This window comes from Desulfatiglans anilini DSM 4660 (assembly GCF_000422285.1).
Classification (GTDB): Bacteria; Desulfobacterota; DSM-4660; order Desulfatiglandales; family Desulfatiglandaceae; genus Desulfatiglans; species Desulfatiglans anilini.
Genome location: NZ_AULM01000001.1, coordinates 1 through 15,172 on the forward strand (window position 1 = coordinate 1; position 15,172 = coordinate 15,172).

The following is a 15,172-nucleotide window of genomic DNA, read 5'->3' on the forward strand; positions in this document are numbered from 1 at the left end:
TTGATTTCCTTGATATTGGCCAAACCGGGACCCGCCCCGCAGGGGTGGGACTGAGCACCCGAAGGGTGTGAAGAAACCGGGACCCGCCGCGAAGCGGTGGGACTGAGCACCCGAAGGGTGTGAAGAAATATCCTCATTTCCGGATTGGAAACCGGGTTCTACCGGGAAATCATTTCCGGATAGATACAAGTTAACGTCCGTAATATTTTTGCATAACCACCATGTAAAGGCGAAAATGCGCCGGCTTTTTCGATGCGATCCATAGATCCGATCGTGCAGGCCGTAAACGCAAGGCGTTTCATGAACCAAATTCGGTTGCGTAGTCTCCAGGCCTCCCATCCTGGATTGTCTGTCAACCCGTTAACTGAACCCCTTAGGAGTCTCTCATGTCGACCATCCTTCATCCCGCCGCATCCCATTACTTGGGGATACCGGGCGTCGTTTTCGGCTGGATCATCGTCGTTCTCGCCGTCGGTCTTTTCGGCTATACGATCTACAAACGCCTCGTCCTGCTGAAAAGCGCCCAGGCCGATCCACGTTTCTCGAACATCGGGGAGCGCCTCAAGGGCCTTTTGACGTTTGGGATCCTTCAGAAGCGGCAGCCTCGTTACCTCTGGGCGGGGATCCTGCACATCGTGATCTTCTGGGGATTCGTGGTCCTGGGGCTTCGATCCCTGGAACTGGTGATGCAGGCCCTGGGGATCCCCTTTTTGGATCCCTTGATGAAAGGACCTTTCGGCGGCTTTTACGGCTTCTTGAAAGACCTGTTCGAACTCCTGGTTCTGGCCGCCTGCATCTTTTCCATCCTGCGGCGCGCCATCGCACGGCCGGCCCGCTATGCCGGCAGCCATCAGTTCGAGGCCTACCTCGTCCTCGGGCTCATCTCTTTCCTGATGGTCACGGATATGCTCTACGAAGGGAGTCTGCTGCACATCGAATCCGATGCACGCGGCTGGCTGCCCGCTGCACAAATCGCCGCCGTGTTTCTGCCGCAAGGAAACCCCTCGGCGCTCAAGGCCATCCTGCAGTCCAGCTATTGGCTGCACATCCTGGCGCTTTTCTGCTTCCTGAACCTGCTGCCTCTCTCGAAGCACTTTCACATCATCACGGCCCTTCCGAATGTCTTTTTCCGCAAGCTCAAGAAGGGCGCGATCAAACCCCTCCGCTGGGATGTGGAAGACATCGACGAACTCGAAAGCTCAGGGGCCGGAAAACTCGAGGATTTCACCTGGAAGCACGTCCTCGATTTCTACACGTGCACCGAATGCGGCCGCTGCTCCGACAACTGCCCGGCCTACGCCGTCGGAAGGCCGCTCTCCCCCAAGATGATCACCATCAAACTGCGGGACTACGCCTACAGCCGCTATCCGGTTTTCGGCCCGGGTAGTCCGTCGGCGAACGACGCTGGCAAAGATGACAATGAATCCGGGGCCATCATCGGAGCGATCATCGAACCCGACGAGGTCTGGTCCTGCACAACCTGTGGGGCTTGCGAAGAAGAATGCCCGGTCTTCATCGAATATATCGACAAGATGATCGACATGCGCCGCTATATGGTCGAAACCGGACAGGCCCCCAAGACCTTCAATCAGATCCTGATGCAGTTTGAAAAGACCGGCAATCCCTTCGGGAAGCCGGCCGCCAAACGGGCGGAGTGGACCCAGGAGCTGGCGGACATCCCGGTGAAGATCCTGAAGGACGGCGATGAGGTGGATGTCCTGTATTTCGTGGACAGCTACGGCTCATACGACCCGCGGGTTCAGGAGATCACCCGGGCGATCGCCAGCGGGCTTCATCGGGCGGGGGTGTCCTTCGGGGTGCTCGGGCGCCGTGAGAAGGATTCGGGCCACCAGGTGCGCCGAATGGGCGAAGAAGGCCTTTTTCAGATGCTGCTGGAGGAAAACGTCGAGACCTTCCAGGGCGTGACGTTCCGGACCATGGTCACCACCGACCCGCATGCCTTCAACACCATCCTGAAGGACTATCCAGTGTCTTTCCCGGTGATACACTATTCCGCCTATGTCGAGTCTCTCGTTCGCACCGGACGTCTGCAGCCCGTCAAACCGGTCGAACCCCACGTCTACACCTATCACGACCCCTGCTACCTGGGGCGCCACAACGGTCTGTATGACCCCCCGCGGAACCTCCTGCGGTCCCTGCCGGGCATGCGGCTGGTGGAGATGGAGCGCTCGAGGGACCGCAGTTTCTGCTGCGGGGGAGGGGACATCATCCTCTGGCACGAGATCGAACAGGAAGAGGTCCGGATGGCCGCCAAGCGGATCGAGATGGCCCGAAGCGCAGGCGCCGACTGCCTGGTCACCGCCTGCCCCTTCTGCCTGATCCATTTCGAAGACGCCATCAAGACCGCAGGACTTGAAAATGAGATGAAGGTCATCGATCTCATGGAATTAACCTTATCAACCCTTTAGGAGGTCTGGCAGATGGATATCGTTGTCTGCATCAAAAGGGTCCCCCTCACCCAGGAGGTGGATCTGGTCATCGACGCTGGGAAAAAGGACATACGCAAGGACGACCTGGCATATATCCTGAATGACTGGGACAATTATGCCATCGAAGAGGCGGTGCAACTGAAGGAGACATTCGACGGGTCGGTTACGGTCGTGACGGTCGGGGACGAAGAGGACGAGGAGATCCTCCGGCGCGCGCTCGCGATGGGCGCCGACCGCGCTGTTCGGGTCGATCCGGGCAGCCGGTTGCTGGACGGCTTCGTGCTGTCCGGCATCCTGGCCTCCGTGGTGAAAACCATTCCCCATGACCTCGTGCTGACCGGGGTACAGGCCGATGACGACAACGCCGGGGTGGTGGGCGTGATGCTGGCTGAAAGGCTGGGGCTCTCCCATGCCGCCGTGGTGACCCGCATCGAGAAGGAAAACGGGACCGCGCGTCTGCACCTCGAACTCGAAGGCGGCATGGACGCAGTCTGTCAGATCCGGTTCCCGGCCCTTCTTACGATCCAGACGGGCATCAACGAACCCCGCTACGTCTCGATCATGGGCATTCGCAAGGCCGGTAAGAAAGAGCTGAAGGTCATCGAACTGGGTGAACTCGGGCTTTCCGACGCGGATCTCCTGCCGCAAACCCAGGTCGAAGAGCTTTATCTGCCGCCCGAAGCCGAAGGGGCCGAAATCATCGAGGGCGATCCCGGAGCCATCGCGGAGACGCTGCTGCGCATCATCAGGGAAAAGGGGGTGAACGTTTAAATGAGCGACATCTATGTGGTGGCGGAACACCGCCAGGGAGAATTGAGGGATATCACGTTCGAGATGCTCACCAAGGCCCGCGCATTGTGCGAGGCGGGCGGACACAGCCTGACCGCGGTGCTGCTGGCGGACGAGGCGGGCGCGCTGCTCCCGCCGCTTGCCGAACGCGCCGACAAGATCCTCTTTTTCCAGGATGCGCGCCTCAAGGTCTTCGACCCGGACCTTTACCGCGATGTCCTGGCACACGCCATCGGCCAAGGAAAACCACTGCTGATCCTCATGGGCCACACGCCGAGCGGGCTCGAGTATGTACCGGCCCTCTCGATCCGGACCGGACTGCCGATCGCAACCGACTGCGTGGACATCCAGCTCGAGGGGTCCAAGCCCAAACTCACCCGGCAGATTTACAGCGGAAAACTCTTTGCCAGGGTCGTCTGCCGCGATGCCGATAGCTATCTGATCACGGTGCGCCCGAGCGCCTTTCAACCCGAGGAGTCCGCACCGGTTCAGGCCGAGGTGGTTCAACAGCCGCTTCCGGGCGGGGTCGGCGAGCCGCGGAGGACCTTCATTGAATACGAGGACACCAGCGCCGGCGCGGTGGACATCGCCCAGGCACCGTTTCTGGTTTCGATCGGCCGCGGTGTCGGGGAGGAAGAGAACATCTCCGTCATCCAGGAACTTGCCGAGAAGCTTGGGGCGACCCTTTCCTGCTCCCGGCCGGTCGTCGACAAAAATTGGCTGCCGAGGTACCACCAGGTCGGAACCTCCGGCAAGTCCGTCAAGCCCAAGGTCTACCTGGCCCTGGGGATCAGCGGCGCCTTCCAGCACGTCGCCGGGATCGCCGGCGCCGGAACCGTCATCGCCATCAACAAGGACAAGAAGGCGCCCATTTTTCGGGTGGCCGACTATGGGGTCGTCGAGGATCTTTTCAAGATCGCCGAGGCTCTGAAGGAAAAAATTAAAGCGTGAACCGAGAGGACATAGAGAATGGATTTTCAACTGAACAAAGAACAGAAAGACATCCAGAAGGCGGCGCGCGAGTTCGCGGAAGGTGAATTCAGAGACATCGCCCGGGAGTGTGATCTCAACGAAAGCGTACCGCGATCCCTGCTCAAGAAAGGGGCCGACCTCGGGTTCGTCGGGGTCTTCATCCCCGAAGAGTACGGCGGCGCCGGGCTCGGGTTCCTCGAACACGCTATTATCCTCGAGGAATTCTGGCGCGTGGACCCCGGGATCGGCCAGATGTTCTGCAGCCTGACCTTCGGCTCCGAAGAGCTGATCCTCTTCGGCACAGAGGAGCAGAAGAAGACCTACCTCCCGCAGCTGGTCCAGAACGAGGCCATCATGGGGTTCGCCATCACGGAACCCGGGGCGGGCAGCGATGCTGCCGCCGGCACGACCCAGGCCGTGCTGGACGGCGACGAATGGGTCATCAACGGCAACAAGGTCATGATCGGCGGCGGTACAGTCGGGGATTTCCTGGTGGTCTTTTGCCTCACGGACCCGGAGGCACCCTCCAAGTCCAAGCGGCACAGCATCATCCTTGTCGAGACCAACCGCAAGGGCTATGACGCGCAGAAGATCACCGGCAAGATGGGCCTGCGGGCATCGGACACGGCCAACATCTTCTTTTCGGATGTGCGCGTCCCGAAAACAAACCTGATCGGCACCCGGGGCGCCGGGTTCTTTCAGCTCATGAATTTTTTCGACCGCTCGCGCAGCTACGTCTCCGCCCACGGGGTAGGCCTCTCCCAGGGCGCCTTAGACATGGCCATCAAACATGTCAAAACGCGTGAGCAGTTCGGTCAGAAGCTGGCGGCCTTTCAGGTGACGCAGTTCAAGATCGCAGAAATGGCCACCAAGGTGGAGCTTGCACGCACCCTGGCGCATCGCGCGGCATCGCTCCTCGACAGCGGCATCATCGATACCAAGCTGATCGCCATGGCCAAGTGGAATGCCGGGCGGACCGCGGTCGAGGTCGTGGACGAGGCCCTGCAGCTTCACGGCGGCTACGGTTACATGGATGACCACGACGTCGAGCGCTTTTACCGTGCGGCCAAAGTGCTTGAAATCTACGAAGGAACCAAAGAGGTGGAAAAGATCATCATCGGCCGCCGCCTGTTGGGCCGCTATTAGTATCCCCCCGGAATCGATCCTGCTGCAGCCCTTGCCCGCACTGGGAAGGTGCTGCCGCGGATCGTGCCGGTTTCTTCACCACACCGACCGCCTGCGGCGCATCGGCGTTGCAGGCCCGGTCTCTTTGGAGGGAAGGGGAAGACATGACGCATTTTCGGATTCACCCGATCGTCATGGGGACCAAGATCTTCGACAAGAGCATGATGACCTACCAGTACGGAGCAGGGGAACGGTACACCATCCCCATCTACTGCTGGTATCTGGAAGGGGGAGAGCAGAAGATCCTCGTGGACACCGGCGAGATGAATCCTATTCAATCAGCTGACCGCGAGGCGGCGATCGGCGGAAAGATCTATACCTTCGAAGAGGGGCTGGGTCGCTGGGGTCTCAAGCCTGAAGAGATCGATATCGTCATCCACACGCATCTTCACAATGACCATTGCGAAAATGACTACAAGTGCGTCAACGCGCGCTTTTTCGTCCATGCGAAGGAATTGGAGACCATTCACAACCCTCATCCGCTGGACTTTCGCTATCTCGAGGACTATATCGCCGAGATCGAAGAGAACGATCAGATCGAACCTGTCTCCCAAGACCGCGAGATCGTCCCGGGGATCGAGGTGATCCATACACCGGCGCATACGGCCGGCGGCCTGACCGTTATGGTCACGACTGCCGCGGGTCAGGCCGCCATCACGGGGTTTTGCGTCATTATGGAAAATTTCGAACCGCCGAAGGAGATCCGCGCGATGGAGATGGACGTCATTCCCCCGGGGACGCTTATGAACGCCTACGCGGCCTATGACTGGATGGTGCGAGTGAAAGAAAGGGCGGATATCCTGATTCCGCTCCATGAACCGTGCTTCGCTGGAGTGGATAGCATCCCTTAGAACATTTTCGGATGGAAAGATTGCGATCGGCCCCGGGAGCGGCCTTGTCCAACCGTTTTGCGGCCTGGCGTTTTCCGTAATTTTCCTTGCCTTGCTTCTCCGATTTGCTAAAGTTTGAGAGAGATCCGGGCCTGTGCCAAAAGCACGCTGCGAACGAATTGTGAATCGAAGGCCGGTGGTTTGCGCCGTTTGCCTCTTCGCATGTGCATTACAGACCTCCGGATCCGCTCCGATTCGCCCCGGCATCGATGGGCGGGCAAAGAAAAGGCGGCTGGCACGCAGATCTTCTCCCCTGGAGGTTTTCGGGCCGATCGCCGGGGATCATGCCATCACTCCCCCTTGGAAGGAACTTCAGCTGCCGCCCTCTTCATGCAGTCAGGAAAGGAAGCCATATGACCGCAAAAGCCCAGGGACCCTCGATCGTTGAACTGGCCGACTTCGCCATGGACATCGCCCGCAAGGCGGGGAACGAAGCCTTGCCTTTTTACGGGGAAGGCGCCCCGCAGATCAAGTTCGATGAAAGCCTCGTCACCAAAGCCGAACTGCATCTCGAAAGCCTTCTTCGCTCCACCATTATCAAACAGTTTCCGCAACATCGCATCTTCAAGGGAGGCGCACCGGAAGAAGCCTATACCCACGATGAAAAACGATATGTCTGGGTCTACGACGCGCTTGACGGGATTTCCAATTTTCAGGCCGGCATCCCGATCTGGGCCGTATCCATCGCACTCTTGGAGAATTTCTGGCCCGTGCTCGGCGTTTGTTTCCTTCCTGCGACCGGGGACCTCTTCCATGCCGTCGCCGGGCAGGAGGCCTACCTGGGAAATCGGGCCCTCTCGAAAACGAAACCCTCTGAACTCAACGACGAGAGTGTCCTTTTCACCTATTCCCGCTTCCATCAGCACTATGTTTCGAGCTTTCCCGGAAAAATCCGCAATCTGGGCTGTACGGTCGCCCATATGTGTTATGTGGCCAACGGGCGGGCGGATGCGGCGCTGATCGCGCATGAAACCTATGCCAATCTGGCAGCTGCCCGGGTCATCGTCGAAGCCGCCGGGAAGAAGATCTTTCACATGGACGGCAGTTCCTTCGTCTTTGACGGGGGCCCGAAAGAAGAGTTGATCGGATCCCACCTCCTCGTAGCAGACCCGGAGATCGCCGCCGAGGTGCTTCAGCACCTGCAAAACAAGGCGGCATGAGGCGAGGATTCAGCTGCTCATGCTCCTCGACGCCCACACACACGCCTACGAGGAACGCGACATCCGTCTGATTCGTGAGAGGACAGCCCTTCTGGATCAGGAGCTCCCCGATTCCGATCCAAACAAGTGGCGGCTCTGTCAAGAAGGATCCCTCGCTTCCCTGCTGCAGGAGGAAGAGGCGGCGGGGATCGACGGTTTCGTCCTTTTGCCGGTATCGGCCAATCCTGCAAGGATCTCGGAACTCAACCGCTGGACCGCCAATCAGGCCGAAAAGGAGAAACGCATCATCCCGTTCGGCACCCTCCTGGCACAATCCCGGCAGATTGAAGACGATCTCCAGGAGATCCTCGACCTGGGCCTCAAAGGTGTCAAGATCCACCCCTTTCTCCAAAAGCTCGACATCCTCTCGTCCGAAGCCGCCGCCCTCTGGTCGCTGCTCGAGAGAAGCGGCCTTCCAATCATGCTCGATACCATGCACCTGGCCGGGCTGCTGCAGCAAAAACCCCATCTGCAAGCGTTTGTCGATGCCGCTCATCCTTATGATTGCGGCCCATCTCAGATTGCGGCTCTGATCCAAAGATATCCCGGTCTGACCCTGATCGCCGCCCATCTGGGTTCACTCTACGGGTGGGAGCACCTTGACCCCCTTTTTTCTTTGGAGCAGGTCTATTTCGATCTTTCGTTCATCGCACCTTTGTTGCCGGAGGGTCAGGTGATGTCTGTCATCCGCAGGAAAGGGGCCGATCGAATCCTTTTCGGAACCGATGCACCCTGGCGCAGGCCGGCCGATATCCGGGCATGGTTCGATGCTCTTCCCCTGACCCATGAAGAAAGGGACCTGATCGGTTCCGAAAATCTGGTGCGGCTGATCGGTCCTTGAGCCTCGAATCTTCCTTTGCCACCTCGAGCGGGCGCTTCCCCGGGTCTAGTCCACACACGATCCATGCCCCGTCTGGTTTCCTATCCGGAAATGCGGATATTTCTTCACACCCTTCGGGTGCTCAGTCCCACCGCTTCGCGGCGGGTCCCGGTTTCTTCACACCCTTCGGGTGCTCAGTCCCACCGCTATGGGAGGCCGGTATAACCCTTGACAAGGCCGGACGGCGTAGCTACAGTCTCCCTCAAACGAAATTGGACGGGGGTTATTGTAGGTCGTGAACATTCTGGAAGATTTGCTGGGCTCCCTCGACTGGGATGCGCCCGTAAGGGATATTCGGCAAGGCGTTTTCCACACCGGGGTTTTGACCCGGTCATGCGGTTTGGCCGCAACCCTTCCGAAAGACGCCCTCAAGCAGAAGCCGCCTTTGGTCCGGAATCCGGGTGAACTGCTGCACTGTTCGGCCAAAGAGTTGGCGCATCTGGCCTATTCGGAAAGCATCCTCGAGGCCGCCATCGGAATGGCAACCATCAATTCTCTGCTGGAAATCGACGAGACGGACTGCATCGAACAAAACGCGGCCGAGTTGATCCTCCAGAAAGGGGAAAACCGCCGAGTGGCCATCATCGGGCACTTTCCATTCATACCCCGTCTCCGTGAACGGGTTCGAAACCTCTGGGTCATCGAAAAAAACCCGCAGGAAGGCGACCTGAAAGAGGCCGCTGCAGAACAGGTCCTGCCCATGGCCGACGTGGTGGCGATCACAGGAACCGCGCTCACCAACCATACCCTGGAAGGCCTGCTGCAGTTGAGCACCAAGGCCTTCACCCTGCTGCTCGGCGACACCGTGCCGATGTCCCCGATCCTGTTCGAATACGGGGTTGACGCCCTGTGCGGCAGCAAGGTCATGGACCCGGCCCTCGCGCTGACCTGTCTCAGCCAGGGAGCCAATTTCCGGCAGATCAAAGGGTTGAAGCGTTTGACCAAGCTCAGGGCTTGACGTCCGCCCCCGCCGGAGCTTCTCATCGCTTGATGTGCCTGCGGGACTGTGGCGGGGCCGCCTGTCATGAATCCGTCGCGTTCGGCAGCGGTTCGAGACCTCCTGAAAGAATATTTCGGGTGATTGGAGCAAACGCGTCCCCCGGAAAAGCAACTTCTGAGCCAGGCGGGAGGAGGCAGGCATCAAACGAGTTTCAAGGGAACAGCGCAGCCATGAAAAAGATTGTCCGCATGCGTGAAATGGCCGACAACCAGAAAGGCCTGATCCAGAAGGTTACCGCCAGGGGCGAAATGGGCAGGAGGATCCGCGAAATGGGCCTCGTGCCCGGCAACGAGATCCAAATCCAGGGCCGTGCGCCCCTCAAGGATCCTGTGGCCGTGAGAATCAAAGACTATGTGCTTACCCTGCGTAACAACGAATCGGACCGCATCCTGGTGGAGGTTGAGGTCCCTGACCCTTGATTCAGGAATCAGGAATGTCGAAAAAGATCACCATCGCCCTATCGGGAAACCCCAATGCCGGTAAAACGACGGTCTTCAACGCCCTTACCGGAGCTCGCCAGCACATCGCCAATTATCCTGGCGTAACCGTCGAAAAAAAATTCGGTATCGTCAAGCACGGTGACTACGAAATCGAAGTCGTCGACCTGCCAGGCACCTATTCCCTCACGGCCTATTCCCTCGAAGAGATCGTCGCCCGTGATTTTCTGATCAACGAGCGGCCCGACCTGGTGGTCGATATCGTCGACGCCTCCAATCTCGACCGCAACCTCTACCTAACGGTGCAGTTCAGAGAACTGGGCATTCCGCTCATCGTCGCCTTGAATATGGTCGATGTCGCTGAATCGAGAGGGATTCGAATCGACCATGCCGCCCTTTCGAAGCTTCTCGAAGCCCCCGTCGTACCCATGGTGGCGCGTTCCAATCGAGGAATCCGGGCCCTTCTCGACCAGATCGTGTCCTCCGCCGAGGCGAGTCGCGAGTGGAAACCGGCTGCCATTTCATACGGCCTGGACATCGACCAGAGCATCGTTCAGATCACCGCGTTGATCGAAAAATCCGAGATTTACGACAAGAAGTATCCTGCGCGCTGGAGGGCCCTGAAATGCCTTGAAGGGGACAGTCAAATCACCGGCCTGCTGCAAAGGGACCCGGCGATCGGGACAGAGGTCCTGGAGATCTGCAAAAACACCCACAAACACATGATGGCGACGCTCGAAGATGAACCGGAGGGGGTGATCGCCGACCACCGGTACGGCTATATCAACGGGATCACCAAGCAGGTCCTGAAGCGCAAGATCGATCTGCGCCTGAACCTTTCCGATCAAGTAGACAAGGTGCTTACCAACCGGGCGCTCGGTCCGCTCTTTATGATCGCCATTCTTTACGGCATCTATTCGTTCACCTTCTGGGCCAGCGAAGTCCCGCTGGCTCTCCTGGAATCATTCTTCGACTGGATCAAGACCTTTCTTTCGAACACCTTGCCGGCCGGCAACCTTCAGTCCTTGATCGTCTCCGGCATCATCGACGGTGTCGGGGGTGTACTCGGCTTCGTTCCGCTCATCATGTTCATGTTCTTCGCCATCGCCATCATGGAAGACAGCGGCTACATGGCCCGGGTGGCCTATATGCTCGATCGGGTCCTGAGGTGGTTCGGCCTGCACGGCAATTCCGTGATGGCGCTGATCATCAGCGGCGGCATTTCCGGAGGCTGCGCTGTTCCAGGGGTCTTCGCCACCCGCACATTGAGGGACCCGAAAGAGCGGATCGCCACCCTGCTGGTAGTCCCATTCATGAACTGCGGCGCCAAGCTGCCCGTCTATGCCATCATCATAGCGGCCTTCTTCGCCAAACGGCAGGCGCAGATGCTTTTTCTGTTGACGCTGTTATCCTGGGCCTTTGCACTCTTCGCGGCCAAATTCTTGCGGATGACCGTCCTCAAAGGCCCCAAAACGCCTTTTGTCATGGAACTCCCGCCATACCGCATCCCAACGGTCAAAGGCCTTTTGATCCACACCTGGGAGAGAACCTGGCAGTATATCAAGAAGGCGGGCACCGTCATCCTTGGGTTTTCCGTTCTTATCTGGGCCATGATGACCTTTCCGGGTCTCGATGAACACCAGCTTCGATCCTTTGAAGAACGCCGCAACCAGTTGGTCGAAGACACCCTGGCTTCCCACGCGTTGAAAACCATCGCCCCGAACGGGGAAGTCCTTATGGAACTCGATGCGCTTTACACCTCATACCGTGCCGCGATCGAAAACTCCGACTCCGCCACCCTGGAGAGCATTGCGGAAAGCCCCTACGTCACGCTTCTCGCTGCCGCCGCACACCTGGAGGAAAACGCCCCGCCGCCCCCGGGAGCAACCGTCAAAAACCAATTGGCGGCGGCCGCGTTGCTGGACTTCCGCCGGGGAATGCAATCTTCTCGTTTCGAAGAGCAGCAGGCTCGTCTCAAGCATACCGTCGCCGGATGGCTCGGGGTTAAGCTCGAGGCCGTCACCAGCCCCGTCGGGTTCGATTATCGTCTGAACATCGCGCTTCTCGCCGGATTCGCCGCAAAAGAGATGGTGGTCTCGACGCTTGGAACGGCTTATTCGCTGGGCGATGTAGACCCCGAAGAGGCCAAGTCCCTGACGGAGCGTCTGCAGCAGGATCCCCGCTGGAATCCCCTCATGGCCTTCACCGTCCTGGTGTTCACCATGCTCTACGTGCCATGCTTCGTCACCGTGATCAGCATCCAGAGGGAAAGCAACTGGCGTTGGGCCGCCTTTTCCGTCGGGTTCAACCTCCTGGTGGCTTACGGCGTCAGTTTGTTGATCTATCAGATCGGTTCAGCTCTGACCGCCTGAAAGCGTGCCGTTCCTCGAAGCGGCTGTTTTAGGCGCGGACCGTGAACTTGAGCTGGTCCAGAAGGCTGAGATCCTGTTCGAGCGTCCGTCCTTTGGTTGTCAGGTAATTCCCGGTCATGATCCCGCTCGCTCCGGCATGAAAGATCAGGGGATGGAGGTCCTGCAGGTTCGCCTCGCGCCCGCCGCAGATGAGGATCTCCTTGTCCGGCAGGACATACCGAAAAATGGCAATGATCTTCAGGCAGCGCAGGGGCGTCAGATGGTGAGCATCCTGGAGCCGGGTGCCGGGGATGGGTGTCAGGAAATTGAGGGGAACGGCATCCACATTCAGGGCCTTCAAGGTAAGCGCCAGTTCGAGCACCTGCTGATCGGTTTCCCCGATTCCGAAAAGCCCGCCGGCGCAAACAGAAAGCCCGGCCTCTTTGGCGACCTGAATGGTTTGGAAGCGCTCGCGGAAGGAATGGGTCGTGCAAATCTGGTTGTAAAAGCTTTCACTGGACTCGAGATTGTGATGATACCGGCTGACACCGGCCTGTTTGAGCTTTGCACAATCTTCACGGTCCAGCGTGCCGAGGGAGGCGCAAAACCGCAGGCGATTCCCGCCAAGCTCGCTCAACCCCTCGCAAAGAGAGCTTAGTTCGGCCTTTGAGAGACGCTTGCCGCTCGTCACGATGGAAAATCGGTGGACCGGAGTTCGAGCCACCTGCCGGGCCGACGCTTGGACATGTTCCTTCCCCACAAACGGATAGACCGGCGCCGAGGTCCGCGCGAAGGCCGATTGTGCGCAGAAGGCGCAGTCTTCCGAACATCTCCCTGATTTGGCATTCAGGATCGTACACAAATGGACCGTACGCCCCGAGTGCTTCTCACGGAGAATATCCGCCCCTGGCAAAACATGCATGACCTCTTCATCGGGCGAGGCCGCCAAGGCCTGGTAGGCTTCGGGCCCCGGGTTCTCCCCTGCAAGGATCCGCTCCGCCAAATCGATCGACTGTCGTGTTTGCATGCCTCCTTATACTGATCTTGGCATCGGCGGTCAAACGCTTTTTTGTGGGGAATATCCCGATTTCGATGGAAAATCGGTTCTGAAGGTGTTAAAAGAACACGTTTGGGTTATCTTTCGCCCAAAGGTTTTGGAGGCAACCATAACCGTGTCCATCCGGAAAGGTTTTCCCGGCACCATCCAGCTTTCGACCTGGAAACGAGATTTTTTCTTCTTTCAATGACATGGAGCGCTTGAACGAAGACGTTTTGAGGGTCGCCGCCCAAGCAAGCGGGCCGATTGATGCCGACATTGGCTAGAAACACCCTTTCCGGATAGAGACAATTAAAGCGTGAGGTCGTATCGTTTCATGGAGAAAGTTCCCTTTACCAAAGAAGGCCTGGCCAAACTGAAACAGGAGTTGACGCATCTCGTCAATGTAGAGCGCCCTCAGAATATCCGCGCCATAGCAGAAGCCCGGAGCCACGGTGACCTGAGTGAAAATGCTGAATATCACGCCGCAAAAGAGAAACAGTCCTTTCTGGAGGGGAAGATCAACGAACTGACCGATGTCATCGCCAAGGCGGAAGTCATTTCTGCAGACAGCCATTCGGGTGACCGGGTCGTCTTCGGCAACGCTGTGCTGCTTTACAACCTGCAAACCGATGAAGAAATCCGGTACCAGTTGGTCGGCCCATACGAATCGGATCCTGAAAATGGTCGTATTTCCGTCACCTCGCCGCTCGGCCAGGCGCTGATCGGCAAGCGCATCGGCGACGAGATCCGCGTTCAGGTCCCTCGGGGTGTCCAGGAATACGAGATCTTGGAGATATCCTGAAACAGGGTTTTTCCTCGGCATTTCAGATAAATGACTGATCGAGGTCCGTCTTATGGAGCGAATCGAGCCTGAATCCATGGTGACCATCCGGTACACGATGGTCAGCCATTTGCCCGACGGCACCGACAAACCCAGGGCGGAGGAAACCACGTCGTTCATTTACCGGGTCGAACGTCAGGTGCCGTCTCTCGAATCGGCTTTGAGCGGCCGCAGGACCGGAGACCAGTTCATCGTTCATGTACCTGCCGAGGAACTCTATGGCGACCGTGATCCAGCCCTGATCCGTGAAATCCCGACCGAGGGGCTGATCAAACAACGCCTTCGTGAGGGGCAATACTATCGTCAGATCAGGCGATCCTGCCTCGTCTCCTTCAAGGTGCTCGAGCTGCGGCCGGATACGGTTCTGGCGGATTTCAACAAACCGATGGCCGGGATCAGGGTAACGCTGGAAGTCGAGGTCATCGCTGTCCGCCGGGCCGAGAAGGAAGAGATCTCGGCCGCCCTGGAAGCCGAACATAAGAAATCGATCGGCTGCGGGTAACGAGAGGTTTTTTGTGCCGCACGCTATCTTCATTCACGGCCTGGAGAGCGGAAATCAGGGGACAAAGGCTGTCTATTTCCGCGAGCGCTTTCCGAAGCTGCTGACCCCACAGTTCGACGGGGCGCTGGTGGAACGTATGGAGGTGCTCGAAGACATCCTTGAGCCTCTGGAGCACCTCACGCTGGTGGGGTCGAGTTTCGGCGGCCTCATGGCGGCCCTTTTCGCCATGCTTCACCCTGAAAAGGTTTGCCAACTCATCCTTCTTGCCCCCGCCATTCATCTCATCTCAGCATCCACCTATCCCGTCCGGCCGATCCCCACCCCCGCCATCCTTTTCCACGGGATCCAGGATGAGGTCATTCCTATCGACAAGGTGGAACCTCTCAGTCGGGAGCTTTTTCAGCATCTCTCCTTTCATCTTGTCGAAGACGACCATTTTCTGCATCGCACCTTCAGATCCATCCCCTGGCCGCTTTATCTCGCTCCCTTCCGAAAATAGCCGTTTTAAATCCGGAAACGCTCATGTTGGGCGACCACGATGCCCATCTGAACCTTTGCTGATGCGCTGCGACCTGTCACAGGCATCTCCACGGATACGCCGGAGTTCCCAGATAGGGTTGAGCTGGGGCCCGCCGCG

At 58.4% G+C, this 15,172-nt stretch carries 14 protein-coding genes; 13 read left to right on the forward strand and 1 reads right to left on the reverse strand.

Annotation, left to right across the window (positions count from 1 at the left end; all coding sequences use genetic code 11):
* The first annotated feature begins 386 nt into the window (after window positions 1-386).
* The 10 genes from H567_RS0100005 to feoB all read left to right on the forward strand — a co-directional run bounded on the left by H567_RS0100005 (window position 387) and on the right by feoB (window position 12,174).
* On the forward strand, window positions 387-2,429 hold the full coding sequence (locus H567_RS0100005) for a (Fe-S)-binding protein (RefSeq protein WP_028319803.1): 2,043 nt from the start codon (window positions 387-389) through the stop codon (window positions 2,427-2,429).
* A gap of 12 nt (window positions 2,430-2,441) precedes the next feature.
* A complete protein-coding gene (locus H567_RS0100010) occupies window positions 2,442-3,221 on the forward strand; it encodes an electron transfer flavoprotein subunit beta/FixA family protein (RefSeq protein WP_028319804.1) in 780 nt (259 codons plus the stop codon).
* Window positions 3,222-4,190: an electron transfer flavoprotein subunit alpha/FixB family protein gene (locus tag H567_RS0100015; RefSeq protein ID WP_028319805.1), complete on the forward strand. Its 969-nt coding sequence runs from the start codon at window positions 3,222-3,224 to the stop codon at window positions 4,188-4,190.
* Between the two features lie 18 nt (window positions 4,191-4,208).
* Window positions 4,209-5,357 carry an acyl-CoA dehydrogenase family protein gene (locus H567_RS0100020; protein WP_028319806.1) on the forward strand — a complete coding sequence of 383 codons (1,149 nt, stop codon included), beginning with the start codon at window positions 4,209-4,211 and terminating at the stop codon, window positions 5,355-5,357.
* Window positions 5,358-5,500: 143 nt separating this feature from the next.
* On the forward strand, window positions 5,501-6,247 hold the full coding sequence (locus H567_RS0100025; RefSeq protein ID WP_028319807.1) for an N-acyl homoserine lactonase family protein: 747 nt from the start codon (window positions 5,501-5,503) through the stop codon (window positions 6,245-6,247).
* A gap of 392 nt (window positions 6,248-6,639) precedes the next feature.
* On the forward strand, window positions 6,640-7,446 hold the full coding sequence (locus tag H567_RS22210) for an inositol monophosphatase family protein (RefSeq protein ID WP_035252917.1): 807 nt from the start codon (window positions 6,640-6,642) through the stop codon (window positions 7,444-7,446).
* A gap of 19 nt (window positions 7,447-7,465) precedes the next feature.
* Window positions 7,466-8,326 (forward strand): amidohydrolase family protein, encoded by an 861-nt coding sequence (locus H567_RS0100035; RefSeq protein WP_028319808.1) that lies wholly within the window; start codon window positions 7,466-7,468, stop codon window positions 8,324-8,326.
* A gap of 274 nt (window positions 8,327-8,600) precedes the next feature.
* Window positions 8,601-9,323 carry a DUF364 domain-containing protein gene (locus H567_RS0100040; protein ID WP_028319809.1) on the forward strand — a complete coding sequence of 241 codons (723 nt, stop codon included), beginning with the start codon at window positions 8,601-8,603 and terminating at the stop codon, window positions 9,321-9,323.
* Window positions 9,324-9,535: 212 nt separating this feature from the next.
* Window positions 9,536-9,784, forward strand: coding sequence for a FeoA family protein (locus H567_RS0100045; RefSeq protein ID WP_028319810.1), 249 nt, complete (start codon window positions 9,536-9,538; stop codon window positions 9,782-9,784).
* A 14-nt stretch (window positions 9,785-9,798) separates the two neighbouring features.
* Window positions 9,799-12,174 (forward strand): ferrous iron transport protein B, encoded by a 2,376-nt coding sequence (gene feoB, locus H567_RS0100050; protein ID WP_028319811.1) that lies wholly within the window; start codon window positions 9,799-9,801, stop codon window positions 12,172-12,174.
* Between the two features lie 28 nt (window positions 12,175-12,202).
* Here feoB and bioB read toward each other — a convergent pair whose 3' ends face one another.
* Window positions 12,203-13,180, reverse strand: coding sequence for a biotin synthase BioB (bioB, locus tag H567_RS0100055; RefSeq protein ID WP_028319812.1), 978 nt, complete (start codon window positions 13,178-13,180; stop codon window positions 12,203-12,205).
* 346 nt (window positions 13,181-13,526) lie between these two features.
* On the opposite strand from bioB, the gene greA reads away from it, so the two are divergent.
* The 3 genes from greA to H567_RS0100075 are packed head-to-tail and all read left to right on the forward strand — an operon-like array spanning window position 13,527 to window position 15,034.
* Window positions 13,527-13,994 (forward strand): transcription elongation factor GreA, encoded by a 468-nt coding sequence (greA, locus tag H567_RS0100065; RefSeq protein ID WP_028319814.1) that lies wholly within the window; start codon window positions 13,527-13,529, stop codon window positions 13,992-13,994.
* Between the two features lie 52 nt (window positions 13,995-14,046).
* Window positions 14,047-14,535, forward strand: a complete 489-nt coding sequence (locus H567_RS0100070; RefSeq protein WP_028319815.1) for an FKBP-type peptidyl-prolyl cis-trans isomerase — start codon at window positions 14,047-14,049, stop codon at window positions 14,533-14,535.
* A gap of 13 nt (window positions 14,536-14,548) precedes the next feature.
* Complete coding sequence (locus tag H567_RS0100075; protein WP_028319816.1) at window positions 14,549-15,034, forward strand: alpha/beta fold hydrolase; 486 nt, start codon at window positions 14,549-14,551, stop codon at window positions 15,032-15,034.
* Window positions 15,035-15,172: the final 138 nt, after the last annotated feature.

What these genes read in the sequence shown, in the direction of transcription:
- H567_RS0100070 (WP_028319815.1), top strand. Translation starts at nt 14,047, where the DNA reads ATGGAGCGAATCGAGCCTGAATCCATGGTGACCATCCGGTACACGATG.
- feoB (WP_028319811.1), top strand. Translation starts at nt 9,799, where the DNA reads ATGTCGAAAAAGATCACCATCGCCCTATCGGGAAACCCCAATGCCGGT.
- H567_RS0100045 (WP_028319810.1), top strand. Translation starts at nt 9,536, where the DNA reads ATGAAAAAGATTGTCCGCATGCGTGAAATGGCCGACAACCAGAAAGGC.
- H567_RS0100005 (WP_028319803.1), top strand. Translation starts at nt 387, where the DNA reads ATGTCGACCATCCTTCATCCCGCCGCATCCCATTACTTGGGGATACCG.
- H567_RS0100015 (WP_028319805.1), top strand. Translation starts at nt 3,222, where the DNA reads ATGAGCGACATCTATGTGGTGGCGGAACACCGCCAGGGAGAATTGAGG.
- H567_RS0100020 (WP_028319806.1), top strand. Translation starts at nt 4,209, where the DNA reads ATGGATTTTCAACTGAACAAAGAACAGAAAGACATCCAGAAGGCGGCG.
- greA (WP_028319814.1), top strand. Translation starts at nt 13,527, where the DNA reads ATGGAGAAAGTTCCCTTTACCAAAGAAGGCCTGGCCAAACTGAAACAG.
- H567_RS0100025 (WP_028319807.1), top strand. Translation starts at nt 5,501, where the DNA reads ATGACGCATTTTCGGATTCACCCGATCGTCATGGGGACCAAGATCTTC.
- H567_RS0100035 (WP_028319808.1), top strand. Translation starts at nt 7,466, where the DNA reads ATGCTCCTCGACGCCCACACACACGCCTACGAGGAACGCGACATCCGT.
- bioB (WP_028319812.1), bottom strand. Translation starts at nt 13,180, where the DNA reads ATGCAAACACGACAGTCGATCGATTTGGCGGAGCGGATCCTTGCAGGG.
- H567_RS0100010 (WP_028319804.1), top strand. Translation starts at nt 2,442, where the DNA reads ATGGATATCGTTGTCTGCATCAAAAGGGTCCCCCTCACCCAGGAGGTG.
- H567_RS22210 (WP_035252917.1), top strand. Translation starts at nt 6,640, where the DNA reads ATGACCGCAAAAGCCCAGGGACCCTCGATCGTTGAACTGGCCGACTTC.